Source organism: Nostoc sp. C110 (assembly GCF_043099725.1).
Lineage (GTDB): Bacteria > Cyanobacteriota > Cyanobacteriia > Cyanobacteriales > Nostocaceae > Nostoc > Nostoc muscorum_A.
Window position 1 is genome coordinate 6,613,612 of record NZ_CP171148.1, and the last position, 18,583, is coordinate 6,632,194.

Genomic DNA, 18,583 nt, shown 5'->3' on the forward strand with positions numbered 1-18,583 from the left:
CCTAACCACACTATACACGGTAGTCTTGGTTATCAAAACTGGATTAAGATAGTCAATCCTGACTGAATGTTGCTACTTCAGTGAGGTCTAGTTAATAGTAATATAGCAACTGGTAAGCAGCAAAACTCCAGACAACAACAAAAATATTTGGGAATTGTCAAATGGGTATATATTGTAATACGCTGATTTTATTGCCGGATCGGGATGAGTTTGGCTTTAAAACATAAAACAGCATTGAGTTTGGTTTCAGGTGAGCCGAAATAGGCTCTTTGGGTAGCTACCGTGCATCTGGAAAAAGGTAATTGAAAAAATACTTAGCTTCAGAATATAAAAAAGAAACTGTCAGGACAATAATCATGTCTTGGCGGAGGTAAATTGTCTGACACCGCATAAATACATAAAAAATACGCAACTATTTTAACACGGGTAAGCTAAGAAAGTAAAACCGAAGTTAAAATTTTTTTTCCCTAAATTTCGGTGCTTATATATTTCTCCATCGTGGAATTTAGAAATTTTTCCCGTAAGTAGTGGCAAAATTGGTAACTCAATACTTCAGGAACAGGGTATGAATAATCAACCGATGAATCAAGAGCAGAAAATCACAGCAAATATCAACTCAAGAGATACCTATCAGGGGCAAAAGTGGTTAGTAGAAGAACGAGATGCCTGTGGTGTCGGTTTTATTGCTCATCGTCAAAATCATACCAGCCACGAAATTGTCGAAAAAGCCTTAGCTGCTCTAACCTGCTTAGAACATCGGGGAGGTTGTAGCGCCGATCAAGACTCTGGTGATGGGGCTGGAGTGTTGACAGCTATCCCTTGGGATTTGTTCCAACAAGACTTTGCCCAAAGAGGGAAGGAATTTTCATCCACCAATAATATAGCTGTGGGGATGATATTTCTCCCACAAGACCAGGAAGCAGCACAAAAAGCTAAAGCGGCAGTTGAGCAAGTAGCTACTGAAGAAAAATTAACTGTACTGGGTTGGCGAGTAGTGCCAGTGCAATCTGATTTATTGGGTGTACAAGCAAGAGAAAATCAACCCCAAATTGAACAAGTTTTGTTAGCTTCTGTTGACAAAAGCGGCGATGAATTGGAACGACAATTGTATATTACCCGCCGCCGAATTAGTAAAGTTGCAACCAATATCTCAGAAGAATTTTATATCTGCTCGTTGTCAAATCGCACAATTGTCTATAAAGGCATGGTGCGTTCTGCCGTATTGGGAGAATTTTATCAAGATTTAAAAAATCCAGCTTACAAAAGCGCCTTTGCTGTCTATCATCGCCGCTTTAGTACCAACACAATGCCCAAGTGGCCCCTAGCTCAACCGATGCGGCTTTTGGGTCACAACGGCGAAATTAATACCTTATTGGGTAACATCAACTGGATGATGGCACGAGAAGCTAGCCTGAATCATCCTGTATGGGGCGATCGCATCAAGGAACTCAAGCCATTAGTTCATATTGATAACAGCGACTCAGCTACCCTAGATAACGTACTGGAATTACTGGTGTGTTCTGGACGCACCCCCTTGGAAGCTTTAATGATTATGGTTCCAGAAGCTTACCAAAATCAGCCTTCTTTGCGTGAATCTCCAGAAATTGTTGATTTCTACGAATATTACAGTGGTTTGCAAGAAGCATGGGACGGGCCAGCACTTTTAGTATTCAGCGATGGCAAAAAAGTTGGTGCAACATTAGATCGGAATGGCTTAAGACCAGCTCGTTACCTAATCACCAAAGATGACTACATTGTTGTAGCTTCCGAAGCTGGTGTAGTGGACTTTCCCGAAGCCGATATTGTCGAGAAAGGTAGACTCGGCCCTGGGCAAATGATTGCCGTGGATTTAGTTAACCATGAAGTGCTGAAGAATTGGGAGATTAAGCAGCGCATTGCCAAGCAGCACCCTTATGGAGAATGGCTGCAACAGTATCGTCAAGAATTAAAGTCATTAGTCATTGGTCATCCGTCATTAGCAAACGGCAATGGCAAAGGACAAATGACAAATGACCAAGGACAAGTGACAATTGACAAGCAAACCTTGCTTCAACTTCAAACCGCCTTTGGCTACACCACAGAAGATGTTGAAATGGTGATTCAGCAAATGGCGATCGCAGGTTCAGAGCCGACTTTCTGTATGGGGGATGATATTCCTTTAGCAGTGCTGTCAACGAAGCCCCACCTGCTTTATGACTACTTCAAACAACGCTTTGCTCAGGTGACGAACCCGGCAATTGATCCCCTGCGGGAAAAGCTAGTGATGTCTTTGAAAGTCGAATTGGGTGAACGAGGTAACTTATTAGAACCCAAAGCAGAATATGCTCGGAGATTGAAACTTGAGTCGCCAGTGTTAACGGATGCTGAATTAGAGGCGATTAAGCTGTCGGGATTTGCCACAGCCGAGTTGTCAACACTATTTGCGATCGCCAACGGCCCTGAAGGATTGAAAGCCGCAGTCAAATCTTTACAAGCACAAGCAGCTGAATCAGTCCGGGCAGGTGCAAAGATTTTAATCTTAACCGATAAGGGAAATGACGGTATCACCACAGAATATACCTACATCCCTCCCCTGTTAGCAGTCGGTGCTGTACATCATCACCTGATTCGGGAAGGGTTGCGGATGAAAACATCCCTAATTGTTAATACTGCCCAATGCTGGAGTACTCATCACTTTGCTTGTCTTATTGGCTATGGTGCTGGTGCAGTCTGCCCGTATATGGCTTTGGATACAGTGCGTGATTGGTGCATTGATCCCAGAACCCAAAAGTTAATGGGAGTGCAAAAAATTCCCACCCTTACCGTAGAACAAGCTTTAGGAAACTATCGCAAAGCGGTAGAGTCAGGTTTGCTCAAAATTCTCTCCAAGATGGGAATTTCTCTGCTATCCAGTTATCAAGCAGCCCAAATCTTTGAAGCTATTGGCATTGGTGGAGATTTAATCGAATTAGGATTTCGTGGTACGACTTCCCGCATTGGTGGTTTGAGTATTAGCGAACTCGCTGATGAAGTACTTTCCTTCCACGTCAAGGCTTTCCCAGAACTAACGACCAAGAAATTAGAAAACCTGGGCTTTGTACAGTACCGTCCTGGCGGCGAGTACCACATGAATAGCCCCGAAATGGTCAAGGCGCTGCATAAGGCTCTAGATGGCAAAAACTATGACCACTACGAAGTTTACAAAAAACACCTCCAAGGCAGACCAGTAACGGCATTGCGAGACTTGCTAGATTTCCAAGGCGAGCGTACTCCAATTTCTCTAGAAGAAGTAGAGTCGGTAGCTGAGATTGTCAAACGCTTCTGCACTGGCGGCATGTCTTTAGGAGCTTTGTCAAGAGAAGCCCATGAAACTTTAGCGATCGCCATGAATCGCATTGGCGGTAAATCTAACTCTGGAGAAGGCGGCGAAGATCCAGTGCGCTATAAAGTTTTAGATGATGTAGACGAGTCTGGTCACTCGCCAACCCTACCTCATTTAAAAGGATTGCGGAATGGTGATAAAGCCTATAGTGCCATTAAGCAAGTTGCATCGGGACGCTTTGGTGTCACACCAGAGTACCTAGTCAACGCCAAACAAATTGAAATCAAAATTGCCCAAGGTGCCAAGCCTGGAGAAGGTGGACAACTACCAGGCCCCAAGGTCAGCCAATACATTGCGATGTTAAGGCGCTCCAAGCCAGGTGTGACGCTGATTTCGCCACCACCGCATCACGATATCTATTCTATTGAAGACCTAGCGCAACTGATTTTTGATCTGCACCAAATTAACCCCAAAGCAAAGGTGTCGGTGAAGCTAGTGTCAGAAGTTGGCATTGGCACGATCGCTGCTGGTGTAGCCAAGGCAAACGCTGATATCATCCAAATTTCTGGTCATGATGGTGGTACAGGTGCATCGCCACTCAGTTCGATTAAACATGCTGGTTCGCCGTGGGAATTGGGTTTAAGTGAAGTGCATCGGGTTTTGATGGAAAATAGCCTGCGCGATCGCGTGGTTTTACGTGTAGATGGCGGTCTGAAGAGTGGCTGGGACGTGGTAATAGGTGCATTGATGGGTGCTGAAGAATTTGGTTTCGGTTCCATCGCCATGATTGCTGAAGGCTGTATTATGGCACGGATATGCCACACGAATAATTGCCCTGTGGGTGTTGCCTCCCAGAAAGAAGAACTCCGCAAGCGGTTTACGGGAATACCGGAACAGGTTGTCAACTTCTTTTACTTCATCGCTGAAGAAGTGCGTAGTTTGTTAGCAGGACTTGGCTACCGTTCTTTGTCAGAAATCATTGGACGTGCAGATTTGTTGAAACTGCGCCAAGAGGCAAAAATTACCAAAACACAATCACTAAATCTTGATTGTTTACTTAAGCTGCCAGATACCAGAGACAATCGTAGTTGGTTAGTGCATGAAGAAGTCCACAGCAACGGCGTGGTTTTAGATGACAAGTTCCTTGCCGATCCCGACATTCAGGCTGCCATTAGGGATCAGTCCTCTGTCAAAAAAACTTACCCTATTGTCAATACTGACAGAACAGTGGGTACAAGATTAGCGGGTGCGATCGCTTCTCAATATGGTGACAGTGATTTTGAAGGACAAATTAATCTCAACTTCATAGGTAGTGTTGGACAAAGCTTTGGTGCTTTTAACCTCCCTGGCATAAGTTTGTCCTTAGAAGGAGAAGCAAACGACTACGTAGGTAAAGGGATGCATGGTGGTGAAATCATCATCAAACCTCCAACTGACGCTACATATAACGCATCACAAAATGTCATAGTTGGTAATACGTGCCTCTATGGTGCTACTGGTGGCATGTTATTTGCCAATGGACTAGCAGGAGAGCGCTTTGCGGTGAGAAACTCCAAAGGCATCGCAGTGATTGAAGGCGCTGGGGATCACTGCTGTGAATACATGACTGGTGGTGTGATTGTCGTCCTCGGTAAAGTAGGGCGCAACGTCGCTGCTGGAATGACTGGCGGACTAGCATACTTCTTAGATGAAGACGACGCATTCCGTGAGTTAGTCAACCCGGAAATAGTCAAAATCCAACGGGTGATTACGGAAGTAGGTGCAAAACAACTGCAAGAGTTAATCCAAACTCATGCGGAACGCACTGGTTCACCAAAGGCCAAGAAAATTTTGCAAAACTGGCAAGAATTTTTGCCGAAGTTCTGGCAGTTGGTTCCACCTTCTGAAGCTGATAGTCCCGAAGCTAATCCTGAAAAAACAACTGAGTTTAGTTTAGTAACTAGTCATTAATAACTTCAGCAAAAATCTCTTTGGATTGCTAAAGTAGCCACCTGAACTTACTTCTGAGAATAGAGTAGAGATATAAAAAGATTCCCCTTATCAAGGGGAATCTTTTTTTAAGTGATTCAAAAATAATGTATTTTAAACAAAAAATATAATTTTAGTTTTTAGCCAATTATTATTGACCAATTAACTATAATTAATAATTATTGCTTTTTATTAGCAAGCAACTTTTGACCTGTATCTTCTATTTCTAAAAGTTCTGGAATAGTCACAAACCGATAGCCTTGCTTTCTAAAGTTGCTAATAATTTCTGGTAAGGCTTGTACAGTTCGAGAACGGTTCCCACCACCATCATGCATTAGCACAATACCACCAGGTTTTGAATCTTTAATTACGTTATCTATCAACTTTGGTACAGTCGGTAATTTGTAGTCTGTTGAGTCAGCCGACCACATGATCACAGCATACTTCTGTCCTCTAGCATAAGCAGACAATCCATTGTGCAGATTCCCACCAGGCGGTCGGAAGAGATTTGTTTTAGCGCCTGTGATTTGATAGATTAGGTCTGTTGTGCGATCAATTTCAAAAGCTGCTGCTTGTTGATTAAAGAAGTGATACCAGTGATGCCAAGTATGGTTAGCAATGACATGACCTTCGGTTACAATTTTCTTTCCTATTTCTGGATAATTTTTTAGGTTCTGCCCAACAACAAAAAACGTTCCTTTGATATTATTTGATTTTAGAATATCTAGCACTTGCTCTGTAGTATCAGGCCAAGGGCCATCATCAAAGGTGAGAGCAATCACTTTTTCACCCTGAGTTAGTTTTGCCTCTTCAATTATTGCTCCTTGAAAACGTGATGGCAAAGCATAAGATAGCCCTTTTGTTTGTGCTTCTTGCTGCCAACTTGTAAACATCGCCGCCTTTAATTTCTCAATGCGCTGCTGAGTTCCTACATTTGCAGCTACATCCTTGATATCGATATTTTGTCTACTTTGAGCCTCTGAAGCATTTGGTCTGAGAAGCATCATGAAAGCAAGGCTAAAAACACCACCTAAAGCAAGCAGTGCAATTAATATTCCTTCTGGCCACAGAAACGACTTATTGTTTTCCACCTCATAGCTCCTTCAAAGATCGAACCATCAACCACGGTTATGACGGTACGTTATAGCACATTTTTTTAGATATCTTAAATACCAGTTACTTACTGGTAATTCTGAAAATTGGAATTTGGGCTAACGAAGATTCACAATAGACTATATGGCTTTAACTGAACCTACATACTTGAGATTTCAATGAGAACCAATGCTTACACAATACTTGGTACCGTGTAATGTCAACCCATTCATAAAAGGCAAGGTCTGCATTTCCACATTCTTACCTCTAGCTCTAAGAAGGAGTACAATTAGATAATTAGCCACGCCCCAAAATCCTCTTAATAGGAGTTCTGAATTAGTTTCTGTCTTTCACTTCACAGCGAAGGCAGCATTATCATTTCAAGTTTTATAGCTTTACAAATAAGATGAGCTAGACTGTCGCGTATACAATTTGCAGTTTTCGCGGACTGAAGTTTTTATCTTCAGACACTGTGACACTAAAGTTGTAAATTATACAACTTAGCGAATTATGTGATTAACATACAAAACTACTTACGAGGGGCGGGGTATCTTTCAAAAATGAGTCTAGCAAACTGTTAGTTCTATTGTTGATAAGATATATTCTACTGCCTGCTGCTATTGCTTCTTTTTTAAGAAAAAGTTAAATTTTCAACTGACAGAATATTACCTTGTAATTTCTAGGAAATAGACCAGACGAAAATTGATTCAATATAGTTTCTCATTGCCAAGGGGCACTTATTCGTTAATCTAGATACTTTTGACCAATTTAGCAAAAATAATTTTATCGGCAGTTTAATTCTATTTTTAATGCTGATACTTTAGGCTAAATTGCTAATGGCTTTTGTCGGTTAATGTTTTTCTCGATAATGATGGAGATTTATATCTTATTAATAGTACACTTTAATATGTACTGTCACCGTGTAATTACGGAAAAATTCGCATATATCTAGGCTAAGTTGTTAAAATCATCATAATATTAGGAATTCGCTTCGATTTCTGAGATTTCTGAATCTAAGTGCATAGGTAGACAATAGTCAATAGGAAAGAAGGCTTTGTCAGTTGTACTGAGTTTTTTCAAAAATCAAATATGAGTTCTATATCACATTTATACTATTGAATTCTACATTTAAATGTAATATTTTTTACTGCTATCAATTGTTATGGCTGTAATTCTGTGTTTAAAATTACATTGCAATAGTAGTTGATTTTATGTAATATCACTTAATAATACATATCAAATATATTTGATTTTAACTCAACTACCAACACTGACCTCGGCTTTTTTTCAGTGAAGTGAAGCAGATACTGTTATATATGTCGTAAGCAGTTTTGCTACTTAACGACCAATTTTTTGCTCAAATAAAAACCGACTGTATGTATTGCTTTATCAATCGGTAACTAGCTTTTTTAGCAGAACGCAGTAAAACTGAAAATTATCTAATAACTTGCCTTATATTATAATTGCAACAATTAGAATTAGAATTCTTAACTTTTCAAGGAATCTTAATCATCAGCTTATATTCCCTTAAAGAGGTCATCGTTTATTTACAGTACTTTTACTTATGTTTGGTAGACGTAATAACTGTATTGTTTAATGTATGTATGGGTTTATGCAGAACCTAGATTGTTTATTAGTATACCTTTTGAGTCAAAATAATCAAGGTATTTGTCCCACTTCTGAAACTGGCTACAAATTTTTATGATTCCTCACGAAAGTGATGCAAAAGAAGAACGTGCGTCGTCAAAAGTATTGCGTAGTTGGCAAGAAAATCTGATTTTAATTGCGATCGCATTATGTTTAGCATTTATGATCAGAACTTTTATCGCCGAACCCCGCTATATCCCTTCGGATTCGATGCTGCCAACCTTACATACTGGCGATCGCTTGGTAGTTGAAAAAATATCCTACCATTTTCACCCTCCCATAACTGGGGATATTATTGTTTTTCAGCCACCCGCAGAACTACAACGTCGGGGATATCCTAAAGACCAAGCTTTCATCAAGCGGGTTATTGGACAGCCTGGTGAGGTAATTAGTGTTGATTCTGGCAAAGTCTATCTCAACGGTCAACCCTTGACAGAAGACTACATTGCTGAACCACCAAATCAGCCATACCAAGCAGTGAAAGTCCCAGAAGACGAATTTTTTGTCATGGGAGATAACCGCAATGATAGTAATGACTCTCGGTATTGGGGCTTTTTACCCAAAGAAAATGTTATTGGTCGGGCAACGTTTCGTTTTTGGCCTCTTGATCGCATTGGGTTCATTTAATCAATTTTGGATTTTGGATTTTTCCTTCAATCCAAGTTGCGCTGTAAGCGCACCAAAGGTTCGACTCAAAATCTAAAATTAGCAGAGTTAGAAGTTTTAAAATAACTTCTAACTTCTAACTTAAAACCTTAAATAATACATCAGTTGAGCGATCGCATCACCAGGTAACTCCAGCCGTCGTTGGAAATCAGCTAGGTTACGGTAAGGCCCAAAGGATTGCCGATTTTGAACCACTGCTTGGGCTAAAGATAAATCGATAAATGGAATTTGTGCTAACTTTTCGACTGTTGCTGTATTCGGATTGACTAAATGCGTAGCACTTTCTAAAGATTCGTGGTCATAGTAAATAAAATTCAGCAGAGGCTTTAATGGCTCCAGACGCGGCGCTGGTATAGCCAAAGCCGCAGCAATATCTTCAATACAGTAAAATTTAACACCAGAATGCGAAAGTTCTACAAGCGATCGCGCTTGGTGAATTGATAAACCTGGTAGGCGTAACCAATCATCTACAGTGGCTTGATTAGCATCAATGCGAATACCTAATTTGGCCGCTATCTGAATTTCTTCCCCAGATTGTAGGCGATAGTAGGGATCGTTGAGGAGCTTGGCGCGGAGTTTTTGCAACCTGGGGTTCAAAGGTAGCCAGTTATTCATGATTGTCGCTTACCTCAAGAAATCTGGTCTAGCAATTGGCGGCGCTTTTGCTCAAACTCATACTCTGAAATCAGTCCATCCTGACGCAAAGCATCTAATTCTCGCATTGCGTCAGCCATCGCTCCTACCTGATTACTTACCTTTTGTGAGTTCCTTGTTGCTGACTTGCCTAGATTAAAATTACGATCAAAAGCTTCTTCGTCTTGGGCTAAATACCAAACTCCCTCAATGGCACTAGCTACCTTGGGGATAGGTGTCCAGGAAAGTAATACATACAAAACACCCCACAGAGGCTGTCCCAGATAGAATTTATGTAATCCTGAAATTGTCAGCGTGCCAGAAAAAGCTAAAACAGCAGCAACGCTTCTACTTTTGCGCTTAGTCAACATATTTCTAATAAATCTACCAATACCACAGTTCCTACAATCAGACAGTCAACTACCCTGGCTTGCTCTCCAGACTTTCGAAAGTTCCCACACAATTTAGTATTTGAAGAAATTTGAGTAAGTTTCACATGACTGTGCGTTGAGCTTTGATGCTAATTTTAAGTTTTTAACAGCTTTATTACTACTATGTCACAGACCTTACTACCGCCAGGATGGGTTGAAAAGCTTTGTGATCCTTACGCTGTGCTAGGAATTTCTGTAATTGCTGACGATCGCCAGATTTTCAAACGCTATCACACTTTAGCGAAGCTGCTACATCCCGATCGCCATGCCAAAAACTGCAATCCAGACCAAAAATTAGCAACGGCAATATTTAGCCATTTAATCAACCCAGCTTATCAACAACTGAAACATCGACAGAAGCGCTTGATTGCGATCGCTATGCTGCGATCGGATGCAAGAGTTTTAGAGCAGAAGCCTTTGTCTTCTCAAAGTGCCATAGCTCAGGAAATTATGAAAATGTCTACACCCGAAGCAGAATTGTTTTATGAAGAAGCGATCGCCTGTTATGCAGAAGCTCAATACAAATCACTAGATCAGTTTTATCAGGTGACGCAACAAATTACTATACTGAATTTAGTATACCTACGGTTGCATAAACCAGACCTCTTCTTACCACAAAAAACTGTTCCCATAATCTCTGAAGTAGAAGTCAACCCAGTTGAATTGACATTAACTGATGTCAAACCAGTTTTGACAAACTACTCTCAACGTCACTACCAGCGAGCTATTGAGTATGTCAGGCTAGGAAAATGGACTATAGCTGTTCAAGAACTGCGCGATGCCATCAAGTTAGAGCCGAATAACAGCGACTATTATGCCTTATTAGGTTTGGTACATCTCAAACAAAAATTTATGGGGATGGCTAGGGTTTACATCTGTCAAGCATTAAAACTTAACCCAAAAAATTCACTAGCCTTAAAATACGCTCCCGAACTGAAAATTCAACTGGGTGAAAACACCAATCCTAAATCAATGGCTAAAGCTATGAGTATTGCGGCTTTATTAAGTCGCTTTACACAGCGAAAAGGTTCTCAAGTCAAGTGTTGAAATTTCGGTAACAAACCGTACTAAAACCGAAGCTTCGTCACTAGATTACTCACCTAGACTAAAATAATAAATAGAAGTAAAACTATTAAGCTACTGAGTCTGGGCGCTCAGTTTAATATAAGCAATATGGGATTCTTCGATTCTGAGATAGTTCAGCAAGAAGCAAAACAACTGTTTGAAGATTATCAAGCGCTAATCAAGCTTGGTAACAACTACGGCAAATTTGACCGCGATGGCAAAAAGCTGTTTATTGAGCAAATGGAAGCCATGATGGATCGGTATCGCATCTTTATGAAGCGCTTCGAGCTATCAGAAGATTTTATGGCACAAATGACTGTAGAACAGCTGAAAACGCAATTAGGTCAATTCGGTGTCACCCCGCAACAAATGTTTGACCAAATGCACCTGACTTTAGAACGGATGAAAGCCGAGCTAGAAAAACAGGCTTAGTTAATTTTAGATTTTGGATTAATTGCCAATTCAAAATCCAAAATCCAAAATCTAAGATCCAAAGTTATTGTGACTTGGGGCGAGAAAACTGGGAAGGTGGCTTAAAGTTTTCCACTGGTACATTCTTAAGTGCCTTCTCCATAAAATCTTTCCAGATGGGAGCAACCATACCGCCACCCGTCGCTCGGCTAGCTAATTGTCTGTTGTCGTCCCTTCCCACCCAGACAGCAGTTGTTAGTTGTGGCACAGTGCCAACAAACCAGATATCCTTTTCTGAGGAAGTTGTACCCGTCTTACCAGCACTTGGACGAGCTATTGCAGCACCTTTACCTGTACCACTAGTAACTACCGTTCGCATCACATCGATAATGGCTGCCGATGCCCAAGGGTCTAAAACTAGCTGGGGTTTAGGGGTATTATCTAATAACACGTTACCACTACTATCGGTGACACGCGCAATTACAGTGGGTGGGGACTGCCAACCATAATTAGCAAAGGTAGCATAGGCACTAGCCATTTCTAGGGGAGTGACACCAATTGCACCAAGAGGCAGAGAGGTAACAGGTTCCATCGGACTCATGATCCCCAAGGTGCGGCAAGTTTCGATCACTCGATTCATGCCCACAGCCTTACCAATCTTGATCACAGGAATGTTGCGCGATTGGGCTAAAGCTGTGCGGATTGGCATAGCTCCGCTAAACCCCCCATCATAATTTCTGGGAAAATACCAACCATTACCATCTCGATAGCTGACTGGGGAATCTACCACCGTTGAGTCTGGTCCATACTTACCAGTAGCAAAAGCAGTATAATATACAAACGGTTTAAAGGAAGATCCGGGCTGGCGTTGAGCTTGAGTTGCACGATTGAATTCACTGATCTTAGGATCTACACCACCGACTAGTGCTTTGATAAAATGCGTGCGCGGATCAATTGCTACCAAGGCAATTTGATTCTTAGATAGTCCCTGCCCAAGTAGTGATTTATGCCACTTAGTGACAGTTTCCTCTGCCATGATTTGGAACTTGGCATCGACTGTAGTTTGCACTCGCATCCCACCCTTGAGTAGTGTCTCACGCCCAAACTTCTTAGCCAATTCCTGCGCTACGGTGTTGGTTACATAAGGTAGGGCACTACCTTGAAAAGATTTGATTCTACCAAGTTTTATTTCCTGTTTGAGGGCATCGTCATACTCAGACTGGTTGATCCAGTTTAATTCCAGCATCCGCCCCAGCACTTCTTTTTGTTTCTGTTTTGCCAGCTTCATGCTCACAAAGGGGCTGAATTCTTCTGGTGCTTGGATTAAACCCGCCATCATTGCTGACTCACCCAAGCTTAAATATTCTGACGACTTATTAAAGTAACTGCGGGCTGCTGTTTGTACACCATAGTTGTTATGACCCCAATAAACTTGATTGAGGTACATTTCTAAAATTTGGTCTTTGGTGAGAATTTGCTCTAACCTGATTGCCAGCACTGCCTCCGCCAACTTGCGGGTAAAGGCACGCTTTTGAGACAAAAACAGGTTTTTAACCAATTGCATAGTAACAGTAGAGCCACCCTCTTTGACTCCACCTGCTACAGCGTTAACTACTATAGCCCGGCCAACACCAGTGGGGTTAATACCGTGGTGATCATAGAAGTGACTATCTTCACTTGCTAATACCGCCCGTTTTAAGTTCGGAGAAATTCTATCCAGGGGTACGACTTCCCGGTTGGCTTCCCCATGAATACTCGTTAAAAGTTTACCCTTAACGTCATAGATGTAAGTTGTTTCTGAGGGAAAGAAGTTACGTAGCTGTCTTACATCTGGCAAATTACGGAAACTAATGGCTAAACCAACCAGTCCTCCGGCTACAATGGAACTTGCCAACATGGTAATTGAGAGCAGAGTACCGCCAGTTACCTGACCAACTCCTTTCAAAAACTCAAAACCTGATGAAGCCCGACGTTGTGGCTGTTTATCTTCAAAAGTCCTAGAAGACGACACGGCGATTTCACTTCCTCACTTATAAATTTAACTGTAATTGATTGGATGAAGCAAGGCGGTTAATTTTTTGCAATTATAGTAGTTTGGCAGATGAGAAAGTGGATAAATTGCAAGTGTTTATAACCAACTTAACTTCTAGTGGACAAAACATAGCTAACAGTGGATTTTCTAGTATGACGCAAGATTTTGCTTGGCTGCGTCGTGGTGTTGTAGAAGTTTTTCCACAACCAGTTGATGTTAACAGTGAAAGTCTAGAAAAGCTTTTGGCAACTACAAACAAACCTTTAAGGATCAAGTTGGGGATTGACCCGACTGGTACTGATATTCATTTAGGTCATAGCATACCAGTACGAAAACTGCGAGCGTTTCAAGATGCAGGCCATATAGCAGTTCTAATTATTGGCGATTTTACAGCACGCATTGGCGATCCGACTGGTAAATCTGAGGTGCGCCGCCAGCTTACAGAAGCAGATGTCGCCCAAAATGCCCAGACTTATCTTGACCAAGTACGTCCTATCTTGGATTTTGACACACCAGGAAGGTTAGAGGTGCGCTATAACTCCGAATGGCTCTCTGGGCTTAACTTAGAGAAAATTTTGGAGTTACTTTCCACGATGACGGTGGGGCAGATGTTGGCTAAGGAAGGATTTGCCGATCGCTATAGAAAAGAGAATCCGATTTTTATCCATGAGTTCCTATACCCGTTAATGCAAGGTTTCGATTCCGTTGCCGTGGAAGCAGATGTGGAATTAGGAGGGACTGATCAGAAATTTAACATCGCTGTGGGCAGAGATTTACAGCGTCATTTTGGTCAAAAGCCCCAGTTTGGGATGCTGCTGCCAATTTTGATTGGTACAGATGGGGTGCAAAAAATGTCTAAGTCTTTAGGTAATTATATTGGGTTGTCAGAACATCCGGGGCAAAAATATCAGAAGTTGCAAGGGGTTCCAGATAATCTGCTGTCACAATATTTTGAACTGCTGACGGATTTACCTTTGGATAATCTGCCAGAAAATCCCCGCGATCGCCAAACACTCCTCGCATGGGAAGTTGTTAAGCAGTACCACGGCGAAACAGCCGCCCAAGAAGCCAAAGAAGCAGCCCAAAGTGGCGGAAAGGAAGGTGCAGTTCCCGAATTTTCTCTAGCTGAGATATCGCATCCCGCTAAATTAGCCTATATCCTCAATGTCACTGGTTTATGCAAAAGTACAGGGGAAGGTAAGCGGAAAATTCAAGAAGGTGGAGTGCGTATAGATGGCGATCGCATTACCGATGTTGATACTACTTTTGCTGATTCTGCCCAGTTACAAGGTAAGGTTTTACAAGTTGGGAAAAATAAGTTTGTGCGCCTAGTACCTTAGATGGGAACTAGAGGCTGGGAAGTACTTAGCAAGAAACCACGTATGAATGCAGAAGAAAAAATTATTGTCGCTTTGGATGTACCGGATGAGCAAGCTGTGATCGCTCTTATAGATCAACTCCCGCAAGTCGGTTTTTGGAAAGTCGGCTTAGAGTTGTTTACCAGCACTGGCCCCAAAATTCTGGAAGTCCTAAAGTCTAAGGAAAAGCGCATTTTCTTAGATTTAAAGTTTGATGATATCCCCAACACCGTTGCTGGTGCTTGCCGGAGTGCAGCTAGATACGGAGTGGATTTGCTGACAATTCATGCCACTGCTGGTAGAGATGCTCTAAAAGCCGCAATTGAAGCAGCACACGAAGGGGCAGCCCAAGCTGGTGTACAACCACCAAAGTTAATTGCTATTACCCTGCTGACGAGCATTTCTGCTAGGCAGTTGGCATTTGATTTAAAAATACCTCTGGAATTGCCAGAATATGCTCTAGAAATGGCCCTGCTGGCTCAAGAATGTGGTTTGGATGGGGTAGTTTGTTCACCTCAAGAGGTGGCACAGCTACGAGAGACTTGTGGAGATCGCTTTTTGCTAGTTTGTCCCGGCGTTAGACCAACTTGGGCAGATAAAGGCGATCAAAAGCGATCGCTCACTCCAGCACAAGCTATGAAAGCTGGTGCAGATTATTTAGTAATTGGCCGTCCCATTACTACTGCTACTGAGCCAGAGTTAGCCTGGAAGAGGATTTCTGAGGAGTTAACCACAGTGGCATGAAGCTAAGAGTCAGTGAGAAACTGGGAGACAGAGTGCAGGGTGTAGGGGAGAAAAATCTTGCCTCTTCACTCAAGAAGAAAAATTATAGTTGGCTTGTAGCTTGTGGCTTTTGGATTTTAGTATCAAATAGCTTTACTTACCCAGCGTTCTCGAAAAACCTCACCCCTAACTCCTCGGCGCTAGCAGAAAGGGAAAATATCAACGACGGGGCGAAGTCTTTCTGTTCTGAGCAAAATTTAGAAACATTAACTATAGAGCTACTCCAAGATTTACCTAGTTATACTAATCGCGCCAGTCAACGCGCCCGTCGCCTCAGCAGAAGTAGTGATATTTACAGTTATATGTTAGTGGCAGGAAGACCTGAGTTTACTCCTCTGCTCCTTAACCTTGAAGAATATAGTGCAGATGCGTCTAAAAGCTCTGCATCAGGAGTTGAGCAAGTTTTCTTTACTACCTTGGAGCGGCAGTACATAGGAAAGAAAGCGATCGAATTGCAGGAATTCCACTGGCTGTTGTTGACTAAAACTACAACTGGTTGGAATTTAGTGATGATGTTTTCTCAAACTGGTTCCAATTCAGCACAGCAGCCATTATCCCCGCCACGCGATAGTAGTAATGGCACTGTTGCCCAAGCGGTGAATACTTGGTTACGCGATTGCCAAGCTGGAAGTGTCCGACGGATGCGTGCTGTGAATGGTGGACAATATCCCGCGCAGAACTGAAGTTATGAGCTGATAGCCAAAGTCCACTCAAGTGGACTGAATCGATCTGATCATTTATAGGACTTACGCACAAGTTACGGGATAACGAAATAACCTTGACGCGTAGCGGCTTCCCGCAGGCTAACGCAGAGAAGCCAGTGCGTTGGTGGGCTTCGCGACTTCTACCCCTGTGGGGATGAAAACGCAGTACGAGATTTACAAGATATGGCTGCGGTATTACTTGTATGTACAATGTAGCCTTTTAGCAGAGAGAGCAGAGTTTATTGCATACAAACGAAAAGCACCAAAAGTAGCTTTTGCAAGAGGGAGAAAGAGATTTTTATTACCCTTTTCCCTTTTCCCTACTTCTGCAAACAGTCGATTTTGCTCTCATTAATTTACGAGCTAGATACTTGTTTCAAACAAAATAAATGTACATCATCCAACTAGCTTGTATCAGTGTAATTGCGCCTATGCCTTTGGGAAGATTTTCAGCAAGTTTAGCCAATAAACAGCGAAAAAAAGCAGACATTATTTAAAAACAAAGGCTGGCTTGAATTTATGCGTTGTAACTCCCGTTTTTTGGCGATAACATAGAAATAGGTTTATTTCCAGCTTCTCAAACCGCCTTTGGCGTGAGTTTTTTTTATGGAGATTCAATTAATCAACATCGGCTTTGGTAACATTGTGTCTGCTAACCGAGTAGTTGCAATTGTCAGTCCAGAGTCTGCCCCGATTAAGCGGATTATTACCGATGCGCGGGACAGAGGTCAACTGATTGATGCAACTTACGGTCGTCGGACTAGGGCTGTAATTATCACCGATTCCAGCCACGTAATTCTGTCAGCAATTCAGCCGGAAACGGTAGCGAATCGCTTTGTAATTTCTCGCGATCATCAAACTGTAGATAATTAACACTAGATTATTCCTACTCCTCTTTGTACCGTATCAGCAGTACGATGTGAATTAGATAAGTTTTCTGTCACCCTTGCTACAAATTCCTTAGTCACTAGTGGACTTGGCCGGGAACACAAGACTAATGAATAATATCTATTGATTGATTCACAGGTTGAGGGGATAATGCCAGTTTTACCCATACAGAGTAGTGCTACCACAGAAGAATGCTTACATTTAGGCAGATTGATTGTTTTGACTGGCCCTAGTGGGGTTGGTAAAGGCACTTTAATGCGATCGCTCCTACAACGTCATCCAGAACTTTATTTTTCCGTATCCGCAACGACTCGTTCTGCCCGTCCAGGAGAAATTGATGGCAAAAATTATTATTTTGTCAGCCTTAGTAAATTTGAACAATTAGTGGCTGAAGGTGAGTTTTTAGAATGGGCAGAATTTGCTGGTAACTATTACGGCACTCCCCGTGAAGCTGTACTTAACCAAATTCAATCTGGCAAGTTGGTAGTGCTGGAAATTGAGTTAGAAGGCGCAAGACAAATTCGTGCTTCCTTCCCCAGTGCCCTGAGCATTTTTATCTTACCGCCTTCTTTTGATGAACTGGAGAAACGGATACGCTCTCGTGCCCAAGACTCTGAAGAAGCGATCGCCCGTCGTTTACTCCGCGCCCAAGAAGAAATTCAAGCCGCAGATGAATTTAATATTAAAATCGTTAATGACGATTTTGAAACTGCTTTAAATGACATTGAAACGGTTTTGTTTAAATAAGTTTGGAGAGACGCGATTAATCGCGTCTGTACAGGAGTTAGAAGTTATGAATTTTAACTCCCAACTCCTAACTCCTAACTCTTCATCTCTAAATTAACCAAATAAACCTTGAATTACCCCTAGATTGCTAGTCAAAAAGTAAGCAACTACTGCACCACCAATACCACCAATTAAGAAAGAACTGGCAAAGTTGTTCCAGCTTTCTTTAGAGTTAAAAGCATCTACCGGGGGATTGGGTACGGTAACGCTAGGAAGTGCTTTGGGTGGATTGCTATTAGCATACAAGGATAGACAAGCGGTGAGCAAAACCACCAAGCCGATGGCTCCCAGTAACCCAGCCAAATTAGCGTTAGCTGTATCCCGCAGTGGGCCCAATTTGGCGAAGGGGCCAAATAGCAAGTAACCATGAGCCTGTCCAACTTCTAAACCGCGTCTAGCAGGAGACAGACCTGGGCGATAGGCAGGTAAGTTATTAATGAACCACTTGCTCAAGGGAGAAGCATTAACCGGGGTTTCTAGGTTTCCCAGTTGGGGATCGCGAAATGCAGGGAAAACAACTTCCCGATTTCTGGGATCGCTGGGGAGATTTTTTGATGCGTCTACAGCTTGTGCCATATTTTATGTTCGCCTCTAAATTTAAAATGGTGGCATTTTTATATTAATAATAATTGTAGCTAAAGATGTCTTTTGGCTAAGAAGTTTAGAAAAATTAATTTAGCTACTTTTAAAAGTATGAAACTCGCGATCTGTAAACAGGATCACGAGTTTCAAAAAACTCTTTGTGCTGCCTATTTTGGTGATAATTCTGCTTAACTAAGCTGAATACATCAACTACATAATTTTAGGAAAAACACAAG

Annotated in this window: 14 protein-coding genes; 9 read left to right on the plus strand and 5 right to left on the minus strand. The window is 42.0% G+C overall.

All coding sequences use genetic code 11. The annotated features are described in order from the left end of the window. The first annotated feature begins 565 nt into the window (after positions 1-565). Complete coding sequence (gltB, locus tag ACFFRD_RS33475; RefSeq protein ID WP_392480143.1) at positions 566-5,251, plus strand: glutamate synthase large subunit; 4,686 nt, start codon at positions 566-568, stop codon at positions 5,249-5,251. Between the two features lie 197 nt (positions 5,252-5,448). Here the strand turns inward: gltB and ACFFRD_RS33480 are convergent, their stop codons facing one another. Then, the gene (locus ACFFRD_RS33480; protein WP_114081152.1) at positions 5,449-6,360 is read right to left on the minus strand and encodes a polysaccharide deacetylase family protein; all 912 of its coding nucleotides are present in this window, start codon (positions 6,358-6,360) and stop codon (positions 5,449-5,451) included. 1,702 nt (positions 6,361-8,062) lie between these two features. Between ACFFRD_RS33480 and lepB the strand changes: the two genes are divergently transcribed. Beyond that, on the plus strand, positions 8,063-8,635 hold the full coding sequence (lepB, locus tag ACFFRD_RS33485) for a signal peptidase I (protein ID WP_392480145.1): 573 nt from the start codon (positions 8,063-8,065) through the stop codon (positions 8,633-8,635). A 120-nt stretch (positions 8,636-8,755) separates the two neighbouring features. Here the strand turns inward: lepB and ACFFRD_RS33490 are convergent, their stop codons facing one another. After that, on the minus strand, positions 8,756-9,289 hold the full coding sequence (locus tag ACFFRD_RS33490; RefSeq protein ID WP_392480148.1) for a helix-hairpin-helix domain-containing protein: 534 nt from the start codon (positions 9,287-9,289) through the stop codon (positions 8,756-8,758). 14 nt (positions 9,290-9,303) lie between these two features. Further along, positions 9,304-9,678, minus strand: a complete 375-nt coding sequence (locus ACFFRD_RS33495; RefSeq protein ID WP_012410228.1) for an NINE protein — start codon at positions 9,676-9,678, stop codon at positions 9,304-9,306. 183 nt (positions 9,679-9,861) lie between these two features. Here ACFFRD_RS33495 and ACFFRD_RS33500 point away from each other — a divergent pair, with 183 nt between their 5' ends. After that, positions 9,862-10,785, plus strand: a complete 924-nt coding sequence (locus tag ACFFRD_RS33500) for a DnaJ domain-containing protein (protein WP_114081154.1) — start codon at positions 9,862-9,864, stop codon at positions 10,783-10,785. Positions 10,786-10,911: 126 nt separating this feature from the next. Further along, positions 10,912-11,235, plus strand: a complete 324-nt coding sequence (locus tag ACFFRD_RS33505) for a DUF1825 family protein (protein WP_012410226.1) — start codon at positions 10,912-10,914, stop codon at positions 11,233-11,235. A 64-nt stretch (positions 11,236-11,299) separates the two neighbouring features. Here the strand turns inward: ACFFRD_RS33505 and ACFFRD_RS33510 are convergent, their stop codons facing one another. Next, entirely contained in the window at positions 11,300-13,225 is a 1,926-nt protein-coding gene (locus tag ACFFRD_RS33510) for a transglycosylase domain-containing protein (protein WP_193945194.1), read from the minus strand. Between the two features lie 173 nt (positions 13,226-13,398). Here ACFFRD_RS33510 and tyrS point away from each other — a divergent pair, with 173 nt between their 5' ends. From tyrS to gmk, 5 genes are all read left to right on the plus strand, one after another. Beyond that, positions 13,399-14,586, plus strand: a complete 1,188-nt coding sequence (tyrS, locus tag ACFFRD_RS33515; RefSeq protein WP_392483231.1) for a tyrosine--tRNA ligase — start codon at positions 13,399-13,401, stop codon at positions 14,584-14,586. Between the two features lie 42 nt (positions 14,587-14,628). Further along, positions 14,629-15,348: an orotidine-5'-phosphate decarboxylase gene (gene pyrF, locus ACFFRD_RS33520; protein WP_193945196.1), complete on the plus strand. Its 720-nt coding sequence runs from the start codon at positions 14,629-14,631 to the stop codon at positions 15,346-15,348. Next, complete coding sequence (locus ACFFRD_RS33525) at positions 15,345-16,070, plus strand: hypothetical protein (protein ID WP_392480151.1); 726 nt, start codon at positions 15,345-15,347, stop codon at positions 16,068-16,070. Before pyrF ends, ACFFRD_RS33525 begins: the two co-directional genes overlap by 4 nt. A gap of 627 nt (positions 16,071-16,697) precedes the next feature. Further along, entirely contained in the window at positions 16,698-16,964 is a 267-nt protein-coding gene (gene remA, locus ACFFRD_RS33530; RefSeq protein WP_012410221.1) for an extracellular matrix/biofilm regulator RemA, read from the plus strand. Between the two features lie 165 nt (positions 16,965-17,129). Beyond that, complete coding sequence (gene gmk, locus ACFFRD_RS33535; RefSeq protein WP_392483232.1) at positions 17,130-17,726, plus strand: guanylate kinase; 597 nt, start codon at positions 17,130-17,132, stop codon at positions 17,724-17,726. 93 nt (positions 17,727-17,819) lie between these two features. Here gmk and ACFFRD_RS33540 read toward each other — a convergent pair whose 3' ends face one another. Beyond that, on the minus strand, positions 17,820-18,341 hold the full coding sequence (locus ACFFRD_RS33540) for a photosystem I reaction center protein subunit XI (RefSeq protein ID WP_114081156.1): 522 nt from the start codon (positions 18,339-18,341) through the stop codon (positions 17,820-17,822). Positions 18,342-18,583 lie beyond the last annotated feature (242 nt).

Coding starts and splice junctions, on each gene's coding strand:
- gltB (WP_392480143.1), top strand. CDS start 566: ATGAATAATCAACCGATGAATCAAGAGCAGAAAATCACAGCAAATATC.
- lepB (WP_392480145.1), top strand. CDS start 8,063: ATGATTCCTCACGAAAGTGATGCAAAAGAAGAACGTGCGTCGTCAAAA.
- ACFFRD_RS33490 (WP_392480148.1), bottom strand. CDS start 9,289: ATGAATAACTGGCTACCTTTGAACCCCAGGTTGCAAAAACTCCGCGCC.
- ACFFRD_RS33495 (WP_012410228.1), bottom strand. CDS start 9,678: ATGTTGACTAAGCGCAAAAGTAGAAGCGTTGCTGCTGTTTTAGCTTTT.
- ACFFRD_RS33500 (WP_114081154.1), top strand. CDS start 9,862: ATGTCACAGACCTTACTACCGCCAGGATGGGTTGAAAAGCTTTGTGAT.
- ACFFRD_RS33505 (WP_012410226.1), top strand. CDS start 10,912: ATGGGATTCTTCGATTCTGAGATAGTTCAGCAAGAAGCAAAACAACTG.
- tyrS (WP_392483231.1), top strand. CDS start 13,399: ATGACGCAAGATTTTGCTTGGCTGCGTCGTGGTGTTGTAGAAGTTTTT.
- pyrF (WP_193945196.1), top strand. CDS start 14,629: ATGAATGCAGAAGAAAAAATTATTGTCGCTTTGGATGTACCGGATGAG.
- ACFFRD_RS33525 (WP_392480151.1), top strand. CDS start 15,345: ATGAAGCTAAGAGTCAGTGAGAAACTGGGAGACAGAGTGCAGGGTGTA.
- remA (WP_012410221.1), top strand. CDS start 16,698: ATGGAGATTCAATTAATCAACATCGGCTTTGGTAACATTGTGTCTGCT.
- gmk (WP_392483232.1), top strand. CDS start 17,130: ATGCCAGTTTTACCCATACAGAGTAGTGCTACCACAGAAGAATGCTTA.
- ACFFRD_RS33540 (WP_114081156.1), bottom strand. CDS start 18,341: ATGGCACAAGCTGTAGACGCATCAAAAAATCTCCCCAGCGATCCCAGA.